The following is a 20,127-nucleotide window of genomic DNA, read 5'->3' as shown; positions in this document are numbered from 1 at the left end:
TTGGCACGTCCGACCGTCACCGTTCCGCTCATCGACGCGGAGCCCGGCCGCCCGCCCGAGCCGTCGTCCCGGCTGCTCTCCCATCCCGTGGTGCTGCTGGCCGGGATCGTGCTGGCCTCGCTCAACATGCGGGGAGCGCTGGCCGGCATGGCGCCGCTGGTCGGTGACGTCAGCGCGCACTACGGGCTCTCCTCGACGGTGAGCAGCCTGGTCACGTCGGTGCCGGTGCTCTTCCTGGGGCTGGGCTCGATGGTCGCGCCGCGGCTGTCGCAGCGGTTCGGCACCGAGCAGGTGCTCTTCGCCGCGCTGGCGGCGCTGGCCGCCGGGATCGTGGTGCGGTCGCTCTCCTCCGTCGTGGCGCTGTTCGCCGGAAGCGTGCTGCTGGGGACGGCGATAGCCCTGCTCAACGTCCTGATGCCCGGCCTGATCAAGCGTGACTTCCCGCACCGGGCCGCGAGCATGACCTCGCTCTACACCTGCGCGATGGTCATCGGCGCTTCGACGGCCGCCGGGGTGTCCGTCCCCCTGGAGAAGTCGTTCGGTGGCAGCTGGCAGGCGGCGCTGGCCTTCTGGGCCCTGCCCGCGGCCGTCGCTGCGGCGGTCTGGTTTCCGCAGGTGGTGCTCTCGCGCCGGGCCCGTTCCGTATCCGCCTCGCCCGCCATACTCTCCGCACCCGCCACGACCGCCCCGCGGGACGCGGGTGTCTGGCGGGCGCCGCTGGCCTGGCAGGTCACCTGCTTCATGGGCCTGCAGTCACTGCTCGTCTACGTCGTCATCGCCTGGATGCCGACGATCCTCACCGACCACGGGATGAGCAAGGGGACGGCCGGGGTGGTCTTCGCCGTCAGCAACCTGATCCAGGTGGTGGGCGCGTTCGTCTTCCCGCTGCTGGCGGGCCGGATGCGGAACCAGGGTCCGCTGGTGGCCGTCGCCGTGAGTCTGACCGCTGGCGGATACGTGGGGCTGCTGGTGGACCCGGTCGGCGGTGCCTGGGCGTGGGCCGCGCTGCTCGGCGTCGGCCAGGGCGGCGCCGTCGGGCTGGCGCTGACGATGATCGTGCTCCGCAGCCGCGACGCCCACACCGCCGCGCGGCTGTCGGGCATGGCCCAGGGCGTCGGCTATCTGCTCGCCGCCGCCGGGCCGCTGGCGGCCGGCGCGCTCTACCAGAGCAGCGGCGGCTGGACCGCTCCGATCGTGCTGATGCTGCTGCTGTGCGGCGCGCAGCTCGCCGCGGGACTGGGCGCGGGCAGGGACCGCAAGGTCTGAGGCCCCTCACCCGTCGCCCCCGTTCTGCAGCTCGTCCGTGCTGTTACTGCGCTCTACTCCTCGCCCGCCAGCGTCAGAGAGCGCAGCCGCTGCGCGGCGAACCAGGTGGCGGCGACGGTCACCGCGACGAGCAGGACGATCGCGACCGGGAGTCCGACGTCGGACTGCACGATGTCGCCGCCCCCGATCTTCTGCGCCAGCGCCAGCGACCACTGCTGGACGCTGAGGGTGCGGGCGCCGGGGACGAGGTTGCCGATGAGGGATTCCCAGACCAGCGCGTAGACGAGTCCCGCCACCACGGCATGCCGCGTGACGACGCCCAGGAGCAGGAAGACCGCGGCGTAGGTGATCGACGCGACGGCCGCGGCGATGCCGTAGGCGACCGCGAGCTGCTGGCTGTTGCCGTTCAGGATGTAGCCGGCGATGAAGGTCGGGATGGCGGAGAACGCCATGGCGACGCCGATCGCGACGGTCAGTTTCGTCAGGATGATCGACGGCCGCTTCAGCGGCTTGGCCAGCAGATAGACGATCGAACCGTCGTCGATCTCCGGCGCGATGGCGCCGGTACCGGCGATGACGCCGATCAGCGGCACCATCGTCGCGAGAGCGAAGCCGCCCAGCAGGTCGCTGGTGACGTTGTCGTCCACGCCCGCCAGGGCACGCACGGCGAGGGAGATGACGATCAGCAGCGCGGGCAGCGCGAAGAGGATGAGTGCGCGGCGCCGGCCGAGCAGCGCCCGGAAGGTGAGCCGGGCCACGGTGGGGTTGTACATCGCTGTGGGCTCCTTAGGGCCGTTGGGCCGCTTACGCCGTGACCAGGTAGGAGAAGACGCTCTCCAGGGACTCGTCGGACGGCGAGACCGTGTACAGCCGGATGCCGTTGTCGCGGGCGACGCGCGGCAGCAGTTCCGTGAAGCCGGAGAAGTCGATCGCCTGGATACGCAGCGCCTTCTCGGACCAGTCGATTTCGATCGCGGCCGTCGACGCGTCCGCGATGAGCGCGGCGGCCAGCTGCCGGTCGTCACTGGACCGTACGAGATAGCGGTGCGGGCGGTCCGTCATCAGGCGGCGGATCTTGCGGAAGTCGCCGGAGGCGGCATGCCGTCCCGCCACCACGACCTCGATGTGGCTCGCGAGCTGCTCGACCTCCTCCAGGATGTGCGAGGAGAACAGCACCGTCCGGCCGTCCGTGCCCATCTGCCGGAGCAGGTCCATGAGATGGAGGCGCTGCCGCGGGTCCATACCGTTGAAGGGCTCGTCGAGCAGGAGCACCGACGGGTCGTGGACGAGCGCCGAGGCCATCTTCACGCGCTGCCGCATGCCCTTGGAGTACGTGTCGATCTTGCGGTCCTGCGCGTACGCCATCTCGACCGTCGCGAGCGCCCTGTTGGCGGCGGCGCCCGGGTCGGCCAGGCCGTGCAGCTCGGCGTTGGCGAGGACGAATTCCGCGCCGGTGAGGAAGTCGTACATCCCCTCCCGCTCGGGCACGATCCCGATGTGGTGGTACGCCTGCTCGTTGCGCCAGATCTGCGTGCCGTCGAGGGTGACGGAGCCGGTGGACGGGGAGAGGAAGCCGGCCATCATGTTGATGAGGGTGGACTTTCCCGCGCCGTTCGGACCGAGCAGGCCCGTCACACCGGGGCCGATCGACATGGTGACGTCGTTGACCGCCACCACGTTGCCGAACCAGCGCGAGACGTTGTCGATGGTGATCGTCGTCACGAGAGTCCGACCTTCCGGTAGCGGCGCATCAGCAGGCCGAAGCAGCCGGCGATCACGGCGAGGAGCACGAGCAGGTAGACGATGCCCGAGAAGGCATTGGGCGGGCCGTAGTTGCCCGGGTTCGAGACGGTGGCGCCGAGCCACCAGGACTGTGCGCCGTCCAGCAGGCTGATCGGGGAGAAGAGGCCGAACCAGCCCTCCGCCTCGAAGTTGCCCTGGCTGTAGGCGACGCCCTGGATCGCGGTGACCGCCCCGTACGAGATGGCGATGACCGCGATGATCGCGGCGACGCCGAAGCCGCGGCGGGGCGTGATGGCGGCGATGACCATGCCGATGCCCGCCAGCAGCAGGGAGAGCAGGAGAGCGGCCACAATTCCCTTTCCGAATCCGGCTGTCTGGGAGGCGAAGCCGAACTTCGCCAGCAGTCCGCCGACGTAGAGGATGACCAGCGGCACCGCGGTGAGGATGAACAGCGCCGCCGTCATGGCCGCGAACTTGGCGGCGACGTAGTCGATGCGTTCGATGGGCCGCGAGAAGTACAGCGGCGTCGTCTTGAAGCGCAGGTCGCGGGAGACGGACTGCGGGGCCTGAGCCGCGACGAAGAGCGCGATGACCATCTGCAGGAAGATCGTGTACTGCATGTACTGCATGGGCAGCTTGGTCATCTTCGTGCCGATCGCGACCGCGACGATGATCAGCGCCGGGGCGCACATCGCGGCGAAGAGCAGCATCGGCAGCACCTTGGACTTCGCCGACCGGCCGAGGCCGTAGGCGCCGCGCAGGCTCTGCGAGAAGAGGGAGACGCGGGCGTAGCCGCGGCCGAGGCGCGGGCCGTCGTAGTGGCGGTAGCCGATGTTGTGGATGACGTCGGCGCTGCGCTGGGCCTCCGGCGATGCGGGGGCCGGTACGGGAACGGTGTCAGGCTGCATCTCGGCTGCCTCCCTTCTGGGGCCGGCTGCCGTTGGCGCCTGCGGTCTCGAGGACGTCTGACTCGTCGTCCGTGCTGAAGACTTCCGCGATCCGGTGACGTCTTTGTTCCATCCGCACCAGGCCCAGGCCGAGTTCGGCGACCGCGTCCCGGATGAGGTCGTAGGTGTCCTCGCCGTCCATCTCGACCAGCAGGATGTGGCCGATGTTCGCGCCGGTGGATCCGGGGCCCTCGCCCTGCACCGAAACGCCCCGTGCCCCCAACGCCGTGCGCAGCGCGTCGGTGCCGTGCGGGTGCTGGTCGGTGTCGGTGACCTCGACCGCGAGCGAGGCGGTGGCCTGCGTGAAGTCGCTGGTGGAGGAGGAGCGCAGCAGCTTGCCGCCGTCGATGACGACGACGTGGTCGCTGATGCGTTCCAGCTCGCCGAGCAGGTGCGAGGTGACCAGGACGGAGATGCCGAAGTCGCTGTGGACGCGGCGGATCAGCCCGAGCATCTCGTCGCGGCCGGCCGGGTCCAGACCGTTGGTCGGCTCGTCGAGCAGGACCAACTTCGGGTCGTGCACGAGTGCCTGGGCCAGCTTGACGCGCTGCTTCATGCCCGTGGAGTAGCCGCCCATGGCGCGGTACCGCTCCTCGTACAGCCCGACGTGGCGCAGGGTGTCGGCGGTGCGTTCGCGGGCCGCGGCCGGCGGCAGCCCGGACATCCGCGCCATGTGGACGACGAACTCGGTCGCCGAGACATCGGGCGGCAGGCAGTCGTGTTCGGGCATGTACCCGACGAGACTGCGGATCGCCGCGCCTTCGGTGGCCACGTCGAGTCCGAGCACGGCGGCACGGCCCTCAGTGGCCGGGGACAGACCCAGCAGAATCTTGATCAGGGTCGACTTGCCGGCTCCGTTGGCACCTACCAGCCCGGTCACACCGGGGGTGATGTCCACGGAGAGCCGGTCCAGGGCGGTCACCCTTGGGTACCGCTTGCTCAGGCTTTCGGTCACGATCACAGTCACGTTCTCGACGGTAGTGGCGCAGACCACATCGGAGCGTCCCTCTCGGGGGCCCAATCGGGGTAGTCCTGCGGGCTGACCTCCCGTAGGGGATCTCGTCCGAGCGCGGGACGGATGTCAGGGTCATGGCGGCCCGGGTGGTGATCTCGTGGACTCCTGGTGGCGGTCCCGGGACGGCGGGGGCGGGAGTTTTCCACAGGCGGTGCGGGCACTCTTGACCATGCCATGAAGTGATGTCACATTCATCGATGTCAGGGTTGGCGCATGCCGTGCTGGGTGCCGTACTGAGGGGTGGGCGGTAGTGATGAGTCATCCATCGGACGGGTCGGACGGGCTGGGCGGGAATCCGGACGGGCTGGACGGGTTCCGGGAGGTGCAGCGGCTGGCGTACTCGTGCGCCGAGGCGGTCGCCGCACAGCTGAAGCCGGGAGTCACCGAGCGGGAGGCCGCCCGCATGATGCGGGAGTGGCTGCGGGAGCGAGGCGTGCGGGACTGGTTCCATCTGCCGTTCGCCTGGTTCGGGGACCGGACGGCCTTCACCGGCTTCAAGGTGCCGCTGCAGTTCTTCCCCACCCACCGGCGGCTGGAGCCGGGGATGCCGTTCATCCTGGACACCGCCCCGATCTACAACGGCTTCACCGCCGACATCGGGTACTCCGGCTGCCTGGGGCTCAACCCGGTCCATGACCGGCTGCTGGCCGATCTGCGCGAGCACCGTGAGCTGATCCTGCGCGAAGTGCGCGAGCGCCGATCGCTGCGGGCGATCTACGAGGACGTGGACCGGCTGATGGCGAAGCAGGGGTACGCCAACCGCCACCGCGCCTACCCGTTCGGCGTCATCGCGCACAAGGTCGACCGCGTCAAGGAGCGCCGCTGGTCACCGCAGCTGGCCGGCTTCGGCACCCAGAGCCTCAAGGGCCTGGCGAAGGACGCGCTGCACGGCCACCGGGACGGCTGGTCGCCGTTGTGGAGCCCGTACCGGATGTCCGACCACCCTCCGCAGCCCGGTCTGTGGGCGGTCGAGCCCCATCTGGGATTCCGGGGGACCGGGGCGAAGTTCGAGGAGATCCTCGTGGTCACCGCGACGGACGCGTACTGGCTGGACGACGAACTGCCGCATGTGAAGCGCTGGAAGGAAGCGGGGCCGGCCGTATGAGCCGAGACGGCGCGGAAGACAGGAATGGCGAGCCGCCGCGCGAGCGCAGGGTGGTGGCCGAGGGGGTGGAGCTGTGCGTAGCCGAGTACGGGGACGCGTCGTTGCCCACGGTGGTCCTGCTGCACGGCTATCCCGACAGCAAGGAAGTCTGGTCGCAGGTCGCCGCCCGGCTCATGGACCGCTTCCATGTCGTGCTCTATGACGTGCGCGGACACGGCCGCTCGACAGCGCCGAAACCGCTGCGCGGCGGCTTCCGGCTGGAGAAGCTGACCGACGACTTCCTGGCCGTCGCGGACGCGGTCAGCCCGGACCGTCCGGTCCATCTCGTCGGCCATGACTGGGGCTCGGTCCAGGGCTGGGAGTTCGCCACCGTGGGGCGGACGGAAGGCCGGATCGCCTCCTTCACCTCCATCTCCGGCCCCTCCCTCGACCACTTCGGCCACTGGATCAAGCAGCGCGTCGCGCGGCCGACCCCGCGCCGGCTGGGCGAGCTCCTCGGCCAGGGCGCCAAGTCCTGGTACGTGTACGCGCTCCACACCCCCGTGCTGCCGGAGCTGGCCTGGCGCGGAGTGCTCGGCAGGCAGTGGCCCAAGCTGCTCGCCCGCGCCGAGAAGGTCTCCTCGGCCGAGTACCCGACAGCCTCGCTGCCCGAGGACGCCGCGCTCGGCACGTGGCTCTACCGGGACAACGTCAGGGAACGGCTGCGCGCCCCGCGCGCGGACGCCTACGCCCATGTGCCGGTGCAGCTGATCACCCCGACCGGGGACCCGTTCCTCTCGGAGAAGCTCTACGACGGGCTGGAGCAGTGGGTCCCCGACCTGCGCCGCCGCACCATCGCGACCAAGCACTGGGTGCCGCGCACCCGCCCGGATCAGATCGCCCAGTGGATCGGTGAGTTCGTGACATCCAACGAAGAGGGCCGTCCCGCCCGGAAGACCCCGGAGAAGCCCGGCCCGGCCGGTGAGCGGTTCGCCGGCCAACTGGTGCTGGTGACCGGCGCCGGCAGCGGCATCGGACGGGCCACCGCCTTCGCCTTCGCCGAGGCGGGAGCGCGGATCGTCGCGGTGGACCGGGACGCGGAATCGGCGGCCCGCACCGCCGAACTGGCCCGGCTGATCGGCGCGCCGGACGCCTGGGCCGAGACGGTGGACGTCTCCGACGAGCAGGCCATGGAGAAGCTCGCGGAGAAGACCGCCGCCGAGTACGGCGTGCCCGACGTCGTCGTCAACAACGCCGGCATCGGCCTGGCCGGCTCCTTCCTCGACACCACCACCGAGGAGTGGAAGCGGGTACTGGACGTCAACCTGTGGGGCGTCATCCACGGCTGCCGGCTCTTCGCCCGGCAGATGGTGGACCGCGGCCAGGGCGGCCATATCGTCAACACCGCCTCGGCCGCCGCCTTCCAGCCGTCGCGCGCGCTGCCCGCGTACAGCACCTCCAAGGCAGCCGTGCTGATGCTCAGCGAATGCCTGCGCGCCGAACTGGCACCGCACGACATCGGGGTGACCGCCATCTGCCCCGGCATCGTCAACACCAACATCACCTCGACCACCCGCTTCGCCGGGGTCACCGACGCGGAGCAGGACCGGCGCCGCGCCAGGTCCTCGCGGCTGTACGGGCTGCGCAACTACCCGCCGGAGAAGGTCGCCGACGCCATCGTGCGCGCGGTGATGCGCAACTCCGCGGTCGTCCCGGTCACCCCCGAGGCGCGCGGCGCCCGGTTCCTGGGCCGGCTCTCCCCCAGGGCGCTCCGCGGCCTGGCCCGTCTCGACCCGCCTCTGTAAGCCCCTGTCAGGAGGTCACGACACCATGAGCTACGCGATCAAAGCGCGCCGGGTCTCGTTCGACTGGAAGCAGACTCCGCTGCACTGGATTCCGGACGAGCCGACCGCGACCCACGTCATCAATGTGCTGCACCTGCTGCTGCCCGCCGGGGAGAGGTGGTTCGTCAAGGTCTTCAAGGAGGCCCTGCCCCTGGTCACGGACGAGGAGCTGCTCAAGGACGTCAAGGGGTTCATGGGCCAGGAGGCCACCCACAGCGTGCAGCACGCCTACGTCCTGGAGCATCTTGCCGAGCAGAACCTCGACACGGACCGCTACACCCGGCATGTGGAGTGGATGTTCGACGTGCTGCTCGGGGAGAAGCCACCGTTCGGCTCCCCGATATCGAAGGCCGAGTGGCTGAAGTTCCGGCTCTCCCTCATCGCCGCGATCGAGCACTTCACGGCGGTGCTCGGCGACTGGATCCTGGCCGCCGAGGCGCTGGACGACGCGGGCGCCGACGAGGTGATGCTGGACCTGCTGCGCTGGCACGGCGCCGAGGAGGTCGAACACCGGGCGGTCGCCTTCGACATGTACCAGCATGTCGCCGGGGAGGGCCTGCCCCGCTATCTGCGCCGCGCGGAGGGAATGCTCTTCGCCTGGCCGGCCCTCGGCTATCTCTGGGTGGCCGGGGCCCGCTACCTGATGCGACACGATCCCCAGCTGCCGCACGGCAGGTACCGCTTCCGCGACCACCGTGCGGCGGCCGCCAAGAGGCTGCTGCCGTCCTGGGCCTCGCTGAACATGGCCATGCCGAGATACCTGCGGCGGTCGTACCATCCGTCACAGGAGGGGTCGCTGCGCCGGGCTGTCGAGTATCTGGCGAGTTCCCCGGCGGCACGGATCGCGGCGGGCGCGATAGGCCGCGCGGCCGCCTCGTGAGTCCAGGGAGGACCGCTTGACCGTCTCCGCCGAGCACCGCGCCTACCGGATCGAGGACCTGGCCCACTTCAGCGGCGCCACGGTCCGGACGATCCGGGGCTACCAGGACCGCGGGCTGCTCCCGAAACCGGAACGCCGGGGTCGGGCCAATGTGTACGACGACACGCATCTGGCCCGGCTGCGGCAGATCGCCGACCTCCTGGAGCGCGGCTACACCCTGGCCAGCATCAAGGAGCTGCTGGAGGCGTGGGACGCCGGCACCGGACTCGGCGGAGTCCTCGGCCTGGTCAACGAGGTGGACCGCCCCTGGTCCGACGAGACCCCGGCCCGGATCACCCGCGCCGAGCTGACCGAGGCCTTCGGCGGTGTCCCCGACGAGGCCGCCATCCTCGACGCCCTCGACCTCGGGGTGCTGGAGACCCTCCCCGACAGCGAGGACGAGTTCCTCGTCCCCAGCCCCCAGGAGCTGGCCGTCGCGGCCGAGCTGTATGCGGCGGGCGTCCCGCTGTCGGCGATCACCGGTCATCTGCGGGAGCTGCGGATCCAGGTCGAGTACATCTCGGAGCGGTTTCTGCAGTTCACCACCGAGCATGTCTTCCAGCGCTATCTGGACCATCCGCCCACCGACGCGGAGGCGGCGGAGGCGGCGTCCCTCGTCCGGCGGCTGCGACCGCTCGCCCAGCAGACCATCGACGCGGAACTGGCACGCGCGATGCGCATGATGGCCACCGAGCAGGTCAGACGGCACCTGGGCGATCTGGCGGCGGACACGCCGCCCGTGACGGAGCCGGCCCAGGTCCCGGTCTCGCTGCCGACGGACACGGTGGGCGCCGTCCGCGAACTGGTCGGCCGCCGCAACGTGCCGGCCTTCATCGCCGCGGCCGCCGAACGGGAGGTCCGGGCCCGCACCATGGACGCCCTCGCCGGCCTCCCGGCCGAGGACACCCCGCGGACGGAGACCACGCGACCGGAGAGCCCACGAACCGCCGGCCCGCAGACCGGCGACCCGCGCGGCCGGGGATGATCGACCGGCTCGGCTCGGTGTGACCCTCCGCCGGGGCGGCGTGTCCGTACCTGTGTACGGGTGTCACGGCCGTATACGGGAGGATGGGGGTTGTGACCTCAGCCCCCGAGCATCCCCAGTCCCCGGACGCCCGCCCGTCGGCCCGCACGCCCCGGCTGATCGCCACCGACCTCGACGGCACGCTGCTGCGTGACGACAAGACGGTCTCGGCCCGGACGATCGCCGCGCTCGCGGACGCCGAAGCGGCCGGTATCGAGGTCTTCTTCGTCACCGGGCGGCCGGCTCGCTGGATGAACGTCGTCGCGGAGCACACCGCCCGGCACGGGATGGCGATCTGCGCGAACGGCGCCGCCGTCTACGACCTGCACCGCAGCCGGCTGCTCGCCGCGTACCCGCTCGACACGAAGGACGCGCTCACCGTTGTGGAGGCGCTGCGCGCGGCCGTACCCGGCACGACCTTCGCCGTGGAACGGACGAACGGCTTCTCGTACGAGCCGGCCTACCCGCCGTACGCCCCGATGCCCGACGCGGTGATCGCGCCCGCCGAGGAACTGCTCGCCGACAACGGCGCGCCGGTGCTGAAACTGCTGGCCAAGCACCCGGACGCCGACCCGGACGCGTTCCTCGCCATGGCGCTGACCGCTGCCGGCGAGCACGGCGAGATCACCCGCTCCAGCGCGTCCGCGCTGCTGGAGATCAGCGGCCCGGGGGTCAGCAAGGCCACCACCCTCGCCCGGTGCTGCGCGGAGCGCGGTGTGTCGGCCGATGAGGTCGTCGCGTTCGGCGACATGCCGAACGATCTGGCGATGCTCAGTTGGGCGGGCACCTCGTACGCGGTCGCGAACGCGCACCCCGCTGTCCTGGCCGCCACCACGCACCGCACCACGGCCAACGAGGACGACGGCGTCGCCCGGATCATCGAAGGGATCCTGGCGGCCCGCAGCAACTGAGGCGGCGATCACCGCTACAGCGGTGCCTCCCAGACGACCGTCGTCCCCACGCCGTCCGGCCCCGGCCCGTAACTGCTCGACCCGCCGAGGGCCTCCGCGCGCCGCGCCAGATTGCTCAGTCCGCTGCGGCGGCCCTCCTCCGGAATGCCCACCCCGTCGTCGGTGACCGTCAGCCGGACCCCGGTGACCCCGCCACCGTCCCCCTCGGCGTCCCCCTCGGCGTCCCCCTCGGCGGAGCCCTGGAGGGCGACCGTCGCGTCGATCACCACGTCGATCCGGCTCGCGCCCGCGTGCCGGAAGGCGTTCGACAGCACCTCGCGCAGCGCCGCGATCAGGTTCTTCACGGCCAGCTCGCCGACCAGCGCGTCCACCGCCCCGACGAACCGTACCGACGGCTGGAACCCCAGCGGTACGGCCGCCGTGCCGATCTCCCGCAGCACCCGCGTCCGCAGGCCGGCCGGTGCGTCGGCCGGGGCCTGCTGGAGCGCGAAGATCGCGGTACGGACCTCCTGGATGGTGGCGTCCAGTTCGTCGACGGCCTTGCCGATCCCGTCCCGCACCTGCGGGACCACCGAGCGGCGCTGCGCGCCCTGCAACATCAGACCGGTCGCGAACAGCCGCTGGATGACGAGGTCGTGCAGGTCGCGGGCGATCCGGTCGCGGTCCTCGTAGACCGCCAGGCGCTCCCGGTCGCGCTGCACATCGGCCAGCAGCAGCGCCAGCGCGGCCTGCGCGGCGAACTGGGTGGCCAGCGTCCGTTCCACCTCGGTGAAGAGCTTGCCGCCACGTTCGCGCGGCAGCGCCAGGGTGCCGATCACGCGGCCGTTGCTCTTGAGCGGAAGCATCATGCTGGGCCCGAACCGGGTCGCCAGATGCGTGGTCATCCGCACGTCCATGGAGGAGTCGTCGACGAAGACCGGCTCCCCGTTCAGCAGCAGTTCGGCGACCGGGCTCTCCGCCTCGATGACGGTGCCGAGCATTCCGGCCGGTTCGTCCGCGGAGACCGCCACGACCTTCAGACCGCCGTCCGCGGTCGGCAGCAGCACGAGCCCGGCGGCGGCCTCGGCCAACTTGCGGGCCTGCTCCGCGACGACGTCCAGCGCGTGCTCGGCAGCGTCGCCCGTCAGCAGGGCGGTGGTGAGGGCCGCCGAGCCGTTGATCCAGCGCTCGCGCTGGCGGGTCGCCTCGTACAGCCGCGCGTTGCCGAGCGCGATCCCCGCCTCGGTGGCCAGGATCCGCACCACATGCAGATCCTCTTCCGTGAACTCGCCGCCACCGCGCTTCTCGGTCAGGTAGAGGTTCCCGAAGACCTCGGTGTGGATGCGGATCGGCACACCGAGAAAGGCGTGCATCGGGGGGTGGTGCGGCGGGATCCCCGTCGACCGCGGATCCTTCGTGAGGTCGGCCAGCCGCAGCGGCACCGGATGGGCGATGAGCTCGCCGAGCAGCCCCGTACGGCCGTCCGGAAGAGCGCCGATGCGCTCGGCCTCCTCCTCGCCGATGCCGTACGTGACGAAGTCGGCGAGGCCGGTGCCGTCGGCCTTGAGCACGCCGAGCGCCGCGTAGCGGGCGGAGGCCAGCTCGGCGGCGGTCTCGACGATCCTGCGCAGTGTCGTGTGCAGTTCAAGGCCGGTTCCGACGGAGACGACGGCTTCCAGCAGCTCGGGCAGGCGCACGGCGATCTGGGAGGCCATGCCCTGGAAGCTGAGCGTCGTCGGCTCGCTGTCGTCTGCCATGTCGATCAGCGTATTTGGTCCCCTTTGTCCCCGCCGATCAGACCACGACCATGCCGGACGTGTCAGTCGCGTCGGTCGTCCCGGCCGCGTCCGCCGCCAGGTCCGCGGCGCGCTCGCGTTCGAGCGTGCGGCGGAACGGTCCTTCGAGGGCGGCCAACTCCGCGTACGTACCGCGCTGGACGACGCGGCCCCGGTCGAGGACGACGATCTCGTCGACCGCGTCCCCGGCCAGGCCCGCCAGCCGGTGCGTGATCAGCACGGTCGTACGGCCCCGGGTGGCGTCGAGCAGATCCGCGGTCAGCGCGTCAGCGGTCGGCAGGTCGAGGTGCTCGGCCGGCTCGTCGAGCACCAGGACGGGGAAGTCGGCGAGCAGCGCGCGGGCCAGCGCGAGGCGCTGGCGCTGCCCGCCGGAGAGCCGGGCGCCGTGCTCTCCGACCAGCGTGTCGAGGTCCGCGTCCAGCCGGGCCGCGGCGAGGGCCGCGCGCAGCGCGTCGTCGTCGGCGGACGGGCGCGCCAGCCGCAGGTTCTCGCGGACCGAGCTGTCGAAGACGTGCGCGTCCTGCGCGCACAGACCGACCAGCCGGCGCACATCGTCGCCTTCCAGCGCGGCCGCCTCGGTACCGGCGAGGGTGTACGAACCGCTCTCCGCGTCCAGGAAGCGCAGCAGCACCTGGGCCAGGGTCGTCTTGCCCGCGCCCGACGGGCCGACCACCGCGATCCTGCGGCCCTGCGTCAGTTCGAGATCCAGCCCCGCCAGCGCCGGTCGCTCCCGCCCCGGGTAGCGGGCCGTCAGATCCCGGACGACCAGCGGGAACGGCAGTGCCGGCGGCTCCGCCGGTTGTTCCGGCTCCCGGACCGGCTCCGGCGCGTCCAGTACCTCGTGCACCCGCAGCGCGGCCGCCCGGCTGCGCTGCCGGTACTGCGCCGCGAGCGGCATCCCCGTGACCGCTTCGAACGCGGCGAGCGGAGTGAGCACAACGACCGCCAGGGCGACCGCGTCCAGCCGGCCGTCCCGTACCGCCTGGAGCCCCGCGTACGCGCAGGCCACCACCGTCAGCCCGCACACCAGTGCGGTCAGCCCGGCGCCCAGCGCGGTCGTCGCGGCGGACCGTGCGGCGATCCGGGTCAGCGCCCGGTCGGATCGGGCGGCACGCTCGCGCCGGCCGGGCAGCGCGCCCGCGACCGTCAGCTCGGCGGTTCCGGTCAGCAGGTCCACGACCTGCGTCGACAGCTCGCCCCTGGCCGGCGCGAGCCGCCGCTCGGCGCGCCGCGACAGGACGGCGGACAGCGCCGGGACACCGGCGCCCGCGATCAGCAGACCCACGGCCAGCGCCAATCCCGCCTCGGGCAGCAGCCATCCGGTGAACGCCGCGGACACGGCACAGACGCCCGCCGCGGCACCGGCGGGCAGCAACCAGCGCAGGAAGTAGTCCTGCAACCCGTCGACGTCCGCGACCAGCCGGGACAGCAGATCGCCGCGCCGCGTCTCCCGCAGCCCCGCAGGCGCGAGCCGTTCGATCCGCCGGTAGACGGCCACCCGCAGGTCCGCGAGCGAACGGAAGACCGCGTCGTGCGACACCAGCCGCTCCGCGTACCGGAACACCGCCCGCCCGATGCCGAACGCCCGCGTCGCCGTGACCGCGACCATCAGGTACAGCACCGGCGGCTGCTGCGACGCCCGGCTGATCAGCCATCCGGACGTCGCCATCAGACCCACCGCGCAGCCGAGCGCCAGAGCCCCCAGCAGCAGCGCCAGAGCGAAGCGCCCGCGCAACGGCCCCGCCATCCTGCGCACCCGCCGCAACGGACGTCCCGTACCCGCGGATGAAGGAACGTCCACGGGCGGAGCGTCGACGGGCCGCACGGTCGACGTGGTTCCCGGAACCGGTGCCGGAACCGGAACCGGAGCCGGACCTTGTCCGGCCGCCAGGGGACTGGCTGCAGCTCCGACAGCGGTCGCGGCGACCGGCGCGGCCCGCAGCCGGATCGTGCGGTCGGCCACGGCGAGCAGGGCCGGGCGGTGGACGACCAGCAGAACCGTGCGGCCCGCCGCCAGCCGGCGAACGGCAGCCACCACGGCCGCCTCCGTGTCACCGTCGAGGTTGGCGGTCGGCTCGTCGAGCAGCAGCAGTGGCCGGTCCGCCAGGAACGCGCGGGCCAGGGCCAGCCGTTGGCGCTGACCCGCGGAGATTCCGGAGCCGCCCTCACCGAGCGGAGTGTCCAGAGCGGCGAAGTCGAGGGCGCCGGCGTCGCGGAGCGCTGCCCGCACCTGGGCGTCGGTGGCATCCGGCCGGGCGAGCCGGACGTTCTCGGCAATGGTCCCGGCGAAGAGGTGCGGCCGCTGCGGGACCCAGGCGATCTGCCGGTGCCAGCTCTCGGGATCGAGCGATGCCAGGTCGGCGCCGTCGACCAGGACCCGGCCGGCGGACGGTTGCGCGAAGCCGAGCAGCGCGGCCAGCAGCGTGGTCTTGCCGACACCGCTGGGACCGACGACGGCGACCGTCTCACCGGGGGAGACGGTGAAGGAGACCTCGGGGAGCGAGGGCCGTTCGCGGCCTTCGTGGTGAACGGTCAGACCGTCCACGGTGATGGAGGCGTGCCGCAGGTCGGGGGCGGGAAGGGTGCCGGCGGTGGCGGTGGCGGTCTCCAGAACGGCGAAGACCTCGTCGGCGGCGGCCAGCCCCTCGGCCGCCGCGTGGTACTGCGCACCCACTTGTCGTAGCGGCAGATACGCCTCGGGCGCGAGCACCAGGACGACCAGACCGGTGTAGAGGTCCAGGTCGCCGTGGACCAGCCGCATGCCGATGCCCACGGCGACCAGCGCTACGGAGATCGTCGCGAGGAGTTCCAGGGCGAAGGAGGACAGGAACGCGATCCGCAGCGTCCGCATGGTCGCGCGCCGGTAGTCGTCGGTGATGGTGCGGATGGACTCGGCCTGTGCCTTGGCCCGGCCGAAGACCTTCAGGGTGGGAAGGCCGCCGACAACGTCCAGGAAGTGCCCCGACAGCCGTGCGAGCAGCCGCCACTGCCGGTTCATCCGATCCTGAGTGGCCCAGCCGATCAGGGCCATGAAGAGCGGGATGAGGGGGAGGGTCAGCGCGATGGTGAGCGCCGAGACCCAGTCCGAGCTGACGATCCGGGCGAGCACCACGACCGGTACGACAACGGCCAGTCCGAGCTGCGGCACGTAGCGCGCGAAGTAGTCGTCGAGCGCGTCGACCCCGCGGGTGGCGAGCGTGGTGAGTTCGCCGGTGCGCTGGGTGGAGAGCCAGGACGGGCCCAGGGCGGTGGCCCGCTCCAGCAGCCGGCCCCGCAGTTCGGACTTGACGGCCGCGCTGGCGCGGTGCGCGCACAGCTCCGTCAGCCAGGCGACGGTCCCCCGGCCGGCCGCGACGGCGGCGAGCAGCAACAGCGGAGTGCGCAACTCGCCGGCGTCGAGACCGTGCTGGAATCCGCCGACCACGATCTCGGCGATGAGCATCGCCTGGGCGACGACCAGCCCCGCCCCGGCGAGACCGAGGGCCACGGACGCCACGAGGAAGACGCGGCTGGCGCGGGCGTACCGGAGCAGACGCGGATCGACTGGTTTCACGTGGAACATTCCCCTCGGCGAGTAGCGGGCGAACCGGGCGGCGGCACAACGGGTGGCAAGTGGCCGGGCGGCGGGCCGCCGGGAAAGCCGGCCCTAGTGCGCTTCTGCGATGTGCTGGGTGCCGATCCGCTTGCGGAACACCCAGTACGTCCACCCCTGGTAGATCAGCACGACCGGTGTCGCGACCGCCGCGCACCACGTCATGATCTTCAACGTGTACGGCGTCGCCGAGGCGTTGCTGACCGTCAGGTTCCACGCGTCGTTCAGCGAGGACGGCATGACGTTCGGGAAGAGCGCCAGGAAGAGCATCGCCACCGCCGACGCGATGGTGATGCCGGAGAAGACGAACGACCATCCCTCACGGCCGATCCGGATCATCCAGACCGCCGCGACCAGAGCCACCACGGCGACGGCCAGCGCGCCGAGGGTCTTGGTGTCACCGCTGTCCTTCTGGGTCCAGCCCAGGAAGAGCACGGCGAGGACGGCGGCCGCGATGCCCAGCCGGAAGGCGAGCCTGCGGGCCCGCGTCCGGATGTCGCCGACGGTCTTGAGTGCGGCGAACACCGCACCATGGAAGGTGAAGAGCGTGAGGGTGACGAGCCCGCCGAGGATCGAGTAGACGTTCAGCAGATCCCAGAAGGAGCCGACGTACTCCTTGTTCACGTCGATCTTCACGCCGCGCACCATGTTGGCGAACGCGACGCCCCACAGCACGGACGGCAGCAGCGAGGCCCAGAAGATCACCTGTTCCCAGCTGGTCTGCCAGCGGTCGTCCGCCCGCTTGGAGCGGTACTCGAAGGCGACCACCCGGACGATCAGGCAGAGCAGGATGATCAGCAGCGGCAGGTAGAAGCCGGAGAAGAGCGTGGCGTACCACTCGGGGAAGGCGGCGAAGGTCGCACCGCCCGCGGTGAGCAGCCACACCTCGTTGCCGTCCCAGACCGGGCCGATGGTGTTGATCAGTACGCGGCGCTCGGGGCGGTCGCGGGCCAGCAGCTTGGTGAGGATCCCGATCCCGAAGTCGAAGCCCTCCAGGAAGAAGTAGCCGGTCCACAGGACGGCGATGAGTACGAACCAGACGTCGTGCAGGTGCATGTCGCGCTCCTTCCTCTCAGTACGAGAAGGCCATGGGCCGGTCGGCGTCGGTGGAGTCGCCGCCGATCTTCGTGGGCGGATGCAGATCGGACTCGGTCAGCTCCGGCGGCCCGGCCTTGGCGTACTTCAGCAGCAGCTTGATCTCGACGACGGCGAGCACCGCGTAGAGCAGGGTGAAGGCGATCAGCGAGGCGAACACCTCGCCGGTGGAGACATTGGGGGAGACCGCGTCGGAGGTGCGCAGCAGCCCGTAGACGGCCCACGGCTGGCGGCCGGTCTCGGTGAAGATCCAGCCCCACGAGTTGGCGATCAGCGGGAAGACCATCGTCCACAGCGCGATCCGCCAGTACCAGGCGGCGAACCTGTCGCCGAACACCGTGTTCCTGGTGAGCATCAGCTTCGGTGCCTCGTCCTCGCCGGTGCGGTGCTCCTCGGCGACCCAGAGCTTGCGGCGGGTGAGCCACAGCCCGGCCAGGCCGACCGCGAAGGACGTCATCCCGAAGCCGATCATCCAGCGGAAGCCCCAGTAGGCGGTGGGGATGTTCGGCCGGTAGTCACCGGGGCCGTACTTCTGCTGTTCGGCCTTGTTGACGTCGTTGATGCCGGGCACGTACGAGGAGAAGTTGCCGTCGGCGAGGAAGGACAGTATCCCGGGGACCTCGATGGCGACCTTGTTGTGGCCCTTGTCGACATCGCCGACGGCGAAGATCGAGAACGGGGCCGGCCCCTCGCCGTCCCACAGCGCCTCGGCGGCGGCCATCTTCATCGGCTGCTGCTTGAACATCACCTTGCCGAGCGAGTCACCGCTGATCGCGGTGAGCAGCCCCGCGACGACGGCGACGGCCAGGCCGAGCCGCAGCGAGGTGCGCATCACGGCGATGTGCTTCTTGCGCGCCAGGTGGTACGCGGAGATGCCGATCATGAACGCGGCACCGGTGAGGAACGCCGCGGCGATGGTGTGGAAGACCACGACCAGGGTGGTGTCCTGGCTGATGACCTTCCAGAAGTCGGTCAGCTCGGCGCGACCGGTCACCTTGTTGTAGGTGTAGCCGACCGGGTGCTGCATCCAGGAGTTCGCGGCCAGGATGAAGTACGCCGACAGGATCGTGCCGATCGAGACGATCCAGATGCAGGCGAGGTGGATGCGCTGCGGCAGCTTGTCCCAGCCGAAGATCCACAGCCCGATGAACGTGGACTCGAAGAAGAACGCGATCAGCGCCTCGAAGGCGAGCGGCGCCCCGAAGATGTCTCCGACGAACCGCGAGTAGTCGGACCAGTTCATACCGAACTGGAACTCCTGGACGATCCCGGTGGCCACGCCCATGGCGATGTTGATCAGGAAGAGTTTGCCCCAGAACTTGGTGGCCCTGAGGTACTTCTCCTTCTTGGAGCGGACCCACGCGGTCTGCAGGACCGCGGTGAGCGCGGAGAGGCTGATCGTCAGCGGGACGAAGAGGAAGTGGTAGACGGTGGTGATGCCGAACTGCCATCGCGCGACGTCGACGGTTTCCAGCGAGAGCTGCACGTCACGACTCCTTACCTGTACCGGTCCAAACTTGAACTTTTCGCCCCAGCCCTCTCGCGAAGTTCATAGGAAATGGGGCATACACGTTCGCTTGTGAAAGTGAACGCATTCACAAGCTAAGTATCGCGCACACCCGTTCGCCCCCTCCCACCGGGGGGGTGGAAGGGGACGAAAACGGCAGGTGGTAGAGGAGCCGGCGCCGCCGGAACCAACGGCTCCGGACCCGCGCTCCGGGCCTCGGTTACAGCTCCTTGCGGAACTCGTCCGCCGTGCTGAGCAGCAGATCGTTCGCCTCGGTCTCGCCGATGGTGATCCGCACGCCCTCGCCCGCGAACGGCCGCACCGTCACTCCGACCCGCTCGCACGCCGCCGCGAAGTCGAGGGTGCGCTCCCCCAGCCGCAGCCAGACGAAGTTCGCCTGCGTCTCCGCAAGCGTCCAGCCCTGCGCGGCCAGCGCCCCGACGACCCGGTCCCGCTCGGTGACCAGACCGGCCACCCGCTCCAGCAGGGCCTCCTCGGAGCGCAGCGACGCGACCGCGGCGTCCTGCGCGAGCTGGCTCACGCCGAACGGCATCGCGGTCTTGCGCAGCGCCGCCGCGACCGGCTCGTGCGCGATGGCGAAGCCGACCCGCAGGCCGGCCAGGCCGTACGCCTTGGAGAAGGTGCGCAGCACCGCCACGTTCGGGCGGTCGCGGTAGATCTCGACGCCGTCCGGCACCTCCGCGTCCCGGATGAACTCCCGGTACGCCTCGTCGAGGACCACGAGCACATCCGACGGCACCCGGTCGAGGAAGCGCTCCAGCTCCGCACGGCGTACGACGGTGCCGGTCGGATTGTTGGGGTTGCAGACGAAGATCAGCCGGGTCCGGTCGGTGATGGCGGCGGCCATCGCGTCCAGGTCGTGCTCCTCACCGTCGGTGAGCGGCACCTCCACCGGCGTCGCGCCGCTGATCCGCGTGATGATCGGGTACGCCTCGAAGGAGCGCCAGGCGTAGATGACCTCGTCGCCCGGCCCCGCGGTCGACTGCAGCAGCTGCTGAGCGACGCCGACCGAGCCGGTGCCGGTCGCGATGTGCGTCTGCGGCACGCCGAAGCGGTGCGCCAGCTCGGCGATCAGCTCGGTGCACGCCGCGTCGGGGTAGCGGTTGAACGAACCCGCGGCGGCGGTGGCCGCCTCCAGCACGCCGGGCAGCGGCGGGAAGGGGTTCTCGTTGGAGGACAACTTGTAGGCCGGTGCACCCTCGTCCGACACCGGGGGTCGCCCGGGCTTGTAGGTGGGGATGCCGTCCAGTTCCGCGCGCAGCTTCGGGGTCATGACCACACTTTACGAGGGGGCGTGAGGGAGTGGGAAAGTGCCGTGCGCCACATCGCACGCTGGTGGCGCACGCGGTGGTGCGCATCCCTCGTAGGGGTGAGTTGATACCTC

15 protein-coding genes are annotated in these 20,127 nt (G+C 70.9%); 6 read left to right on the top strand and 9 right to left on the bottom strand.

What is annotated here, in order from left to right; genetic code table 11:
* Entirely contained in the window at positions 1 to 1,266 is a 1,266-nt protein-coding gene (locus tag AC07DC_RS08705) for a CynX/NimT family MFS transporter (RefSeq protein ID WP_478913229.1), read from the top strand.
* A 53-nt stretch (positions 1,267 to 1,319) separates the two neighbouring features.
* On the opposite strand, the gene AC07DC_RS08700 is transcribed toward AC07DC_RS08705, so the two are convergent.
* The 4 genes from AC07DC_RS08700 to AC07DC_RS08685 are packed head-to-tail and all read right to left on the bottom strand — an operon-like array spanning position 1,320 to position 4,950.
* Complete coding sequence (locus AC07DC_RS08700; protein ID WP_478913227.1) at positions 1,320 to 2,039, bottom strand: ABC transporter permease; 720 nt, start codon at positions 2,037 to 2,039, stop codon at positions 1,320 to 1,322.
* 31 nt (positions 2,040 to 2,070) lie between these two features.
* Positions 2,071 to 2,988 carry an ABC transporter ATP-binding protein gene (locus tag AC07DC_RS08695; RefSeq protein WP_478913224.1) on the bottom strand — a complete coding sequence of 306 codons (918 nt, stop codon included), beginning with the start codon at positions 2,986 to 2,988 and terminating at the stop codon, positions 2,071 to 2,073.
* Positions 2,985 to 3,917, bottom strand: coding sequence for an ABC transporter permease subunit (locus AC07DC_RS08690; protein WP_478913222.1), 933 nt, complete (start codon positions 3,915 to 3,917; stop codon positions 2,985 to 2,987). Before AC07DC_RS08690 ends, AC07DC_RS08695 begins: the two co-directional genes overlap by 4 nt.
* The gene (locus AC07DC_RS08685; protein ID WP_478913220.1) at positions 3,907 to 4,950 is read right to left on the bottom strand and encodes an ABC transporter ATP-binding protein; all 1,044 of its coding nucleotides are present in this window, start codon (positions 4,948 to 4,950) and stop codon (positions 3,907 to 3,909) included. Before AC07DC_RS08685 ends, AC07DC_RS08690 begins: the two co-directional genes overlap by 11 nt.
* A gap of 274 nt (positions 4,951 to 5,224) precedes the next feature.
* Here AC07DC_RS08685 and AC07DC_RS08680 point away from each other — a divergent pair, with 274 nt between their 5' ends.
* The 5 genes from AC07DC_RS08680 (at position 5,225) to AC07DC_RS08660 (ending at position 10,753) form a co-directional block, all read left to right on the top strand.
* Complete coding sequence (locus AC07DC_RS08680; RefSeq protein ID WP_478913218.1) at positions 5,225 to 6,076, top strand: M24 family metallopeptidase; 852 nt, start codon at positions 5,225 to 5,227, stop codon at positions 6,074 to 6,076.
* On the top strand, positions 6,073 to 7,860 hold the full coding sequence (locus AC07DC_RS08675) for an SDR family oxidoreductase (RefSeq protein WP_478913216.1): 1,788 nt from the start codon (positions 6,073 to 6,075) through the stop codon (positions 7,858 to 7,860). The genes AC07DC_RS08680 and AC07DC_RS08675 overlap by 4 nt, the downstream gene beginning before the upstream one ends.
* Positions 7,861 to 7,885: 25 nt before the next feature.
* Complete coding sequence (locus AC07DC_RS08670) at positions 7,886 to 8,779, top strand: metal-dependent hydrolase (RefSeq protein WP_478913215.1); 894 nt, start codon at positions 7,886 to 7,888, stop codon at positions 8,777 to 8,779.
* A gap of 16 nt (positions 8,780 to 8,795) precedes the next feature.
* Positions 8,796 to 9,803, top strand: a complete 1,008-nt coding sequence (locus AC07DC_RS08665; protein ID WP_478913213.1) for a MerR family transcriptional regulator — start codon at positions 8,796 to 8,798, stop codon at positions 9,801 to 9,803.
* Between the two features lie 83 nt (positions 9,804 to 9,886).
* Complete coding sequence (locus tag AC07DC_RS08660; protein WP_478913211.1) at positions 9,887 to 10,753, top strand: Cof-type HAD-IIB family hydrolase; 867 nt, start codon at positions 9,887 to 9,889, stop codon at positions 10,751 to 10,753.
* Between the two features lie 14 nt (positions 10,754 to 10,767).
* On the opposite strand, the gene AC07DC_RS08655 is transcribed toward AC07DC_RS08660, so the two are convergent.
* From AC07DC_RS08655 to hisC, 5 genes are all read right to left on the bottom strand, one after another.
* Entirely contained in the window at positions 10,768 to 12,489 is a 1,722-nt protein-coding gene (locus AC07DC_RS08655) for a sensor histidine kinase (RefSeq protein WP_478913210.1), read from the bottom strand.
* A gap of 37 nt (positions 12,490 to 12,526) precedes the next feature.
* The gene (gene cydD, locus AC07DC_RS08650; protein ID WP_478913208.1) at positions 12,527 to 16,081 is read right to left on the bottom strand and encodes a thiol reductant ABC exporter subunit CydD; all 3,555 of its coding nucleotides are present in this window, start codon (positions 16,079 to 16,081) and stop codon (positions 12,527 to 12,529) included.
* Between the two features lie 93 nt (positions 16,082 to 16,174).
* Positions 16,175 to 17,176 (bottom strand): cytochrome d ubiquinol oxidase subunit II, encoded by a 1,002-nt coding sequence (gene cydB / locus AC07DC_RS08645; protein ID WP_478913206.1) that lies wholly within the window; start codon positions 17,174 to 17,176, stop codon positions 16,175 to 16,177.
* A 16-nt stretch (positions 17,177 to 17,192) separates the two neighbouring features.
* Positions 17,193 to 18,701 (bottom strand): cytochrome ubiquinol oxidase subunit I, encoded by a 1,509-nt coding sequence (locus AC07DC_RS08640; RefSeq protein ID WP_478913204.1) that lies wholly within the window; start codon positions 18,699 to 18,701, stop codon positions 17,193 to 17,195.
* A 241-nt stretch (positions 18,702 to 18,942) separates the two neighbouring features.
* Positions 18,943 to 20,016 (bottom strand): histidinol-phosphate transaminase, encoded by a 1,074-nt coding sequence (gene hisC / locus AC07DC_RS08635; protein ID WP_478913203.1) that lies wholly within the window; start codon positions 20,014 to 20,016, stop codon positions 18,943 to 18,945.
* Positions 20,017 to 20,127 lie beyond the last annotated feature (111 nt).

This window comes from Streptomyces sp. NPDC045021 (assembly GCF_056432645.1).
This window is presented reverse-complemented; position numbering and strand designations above follow the sequence as displayed.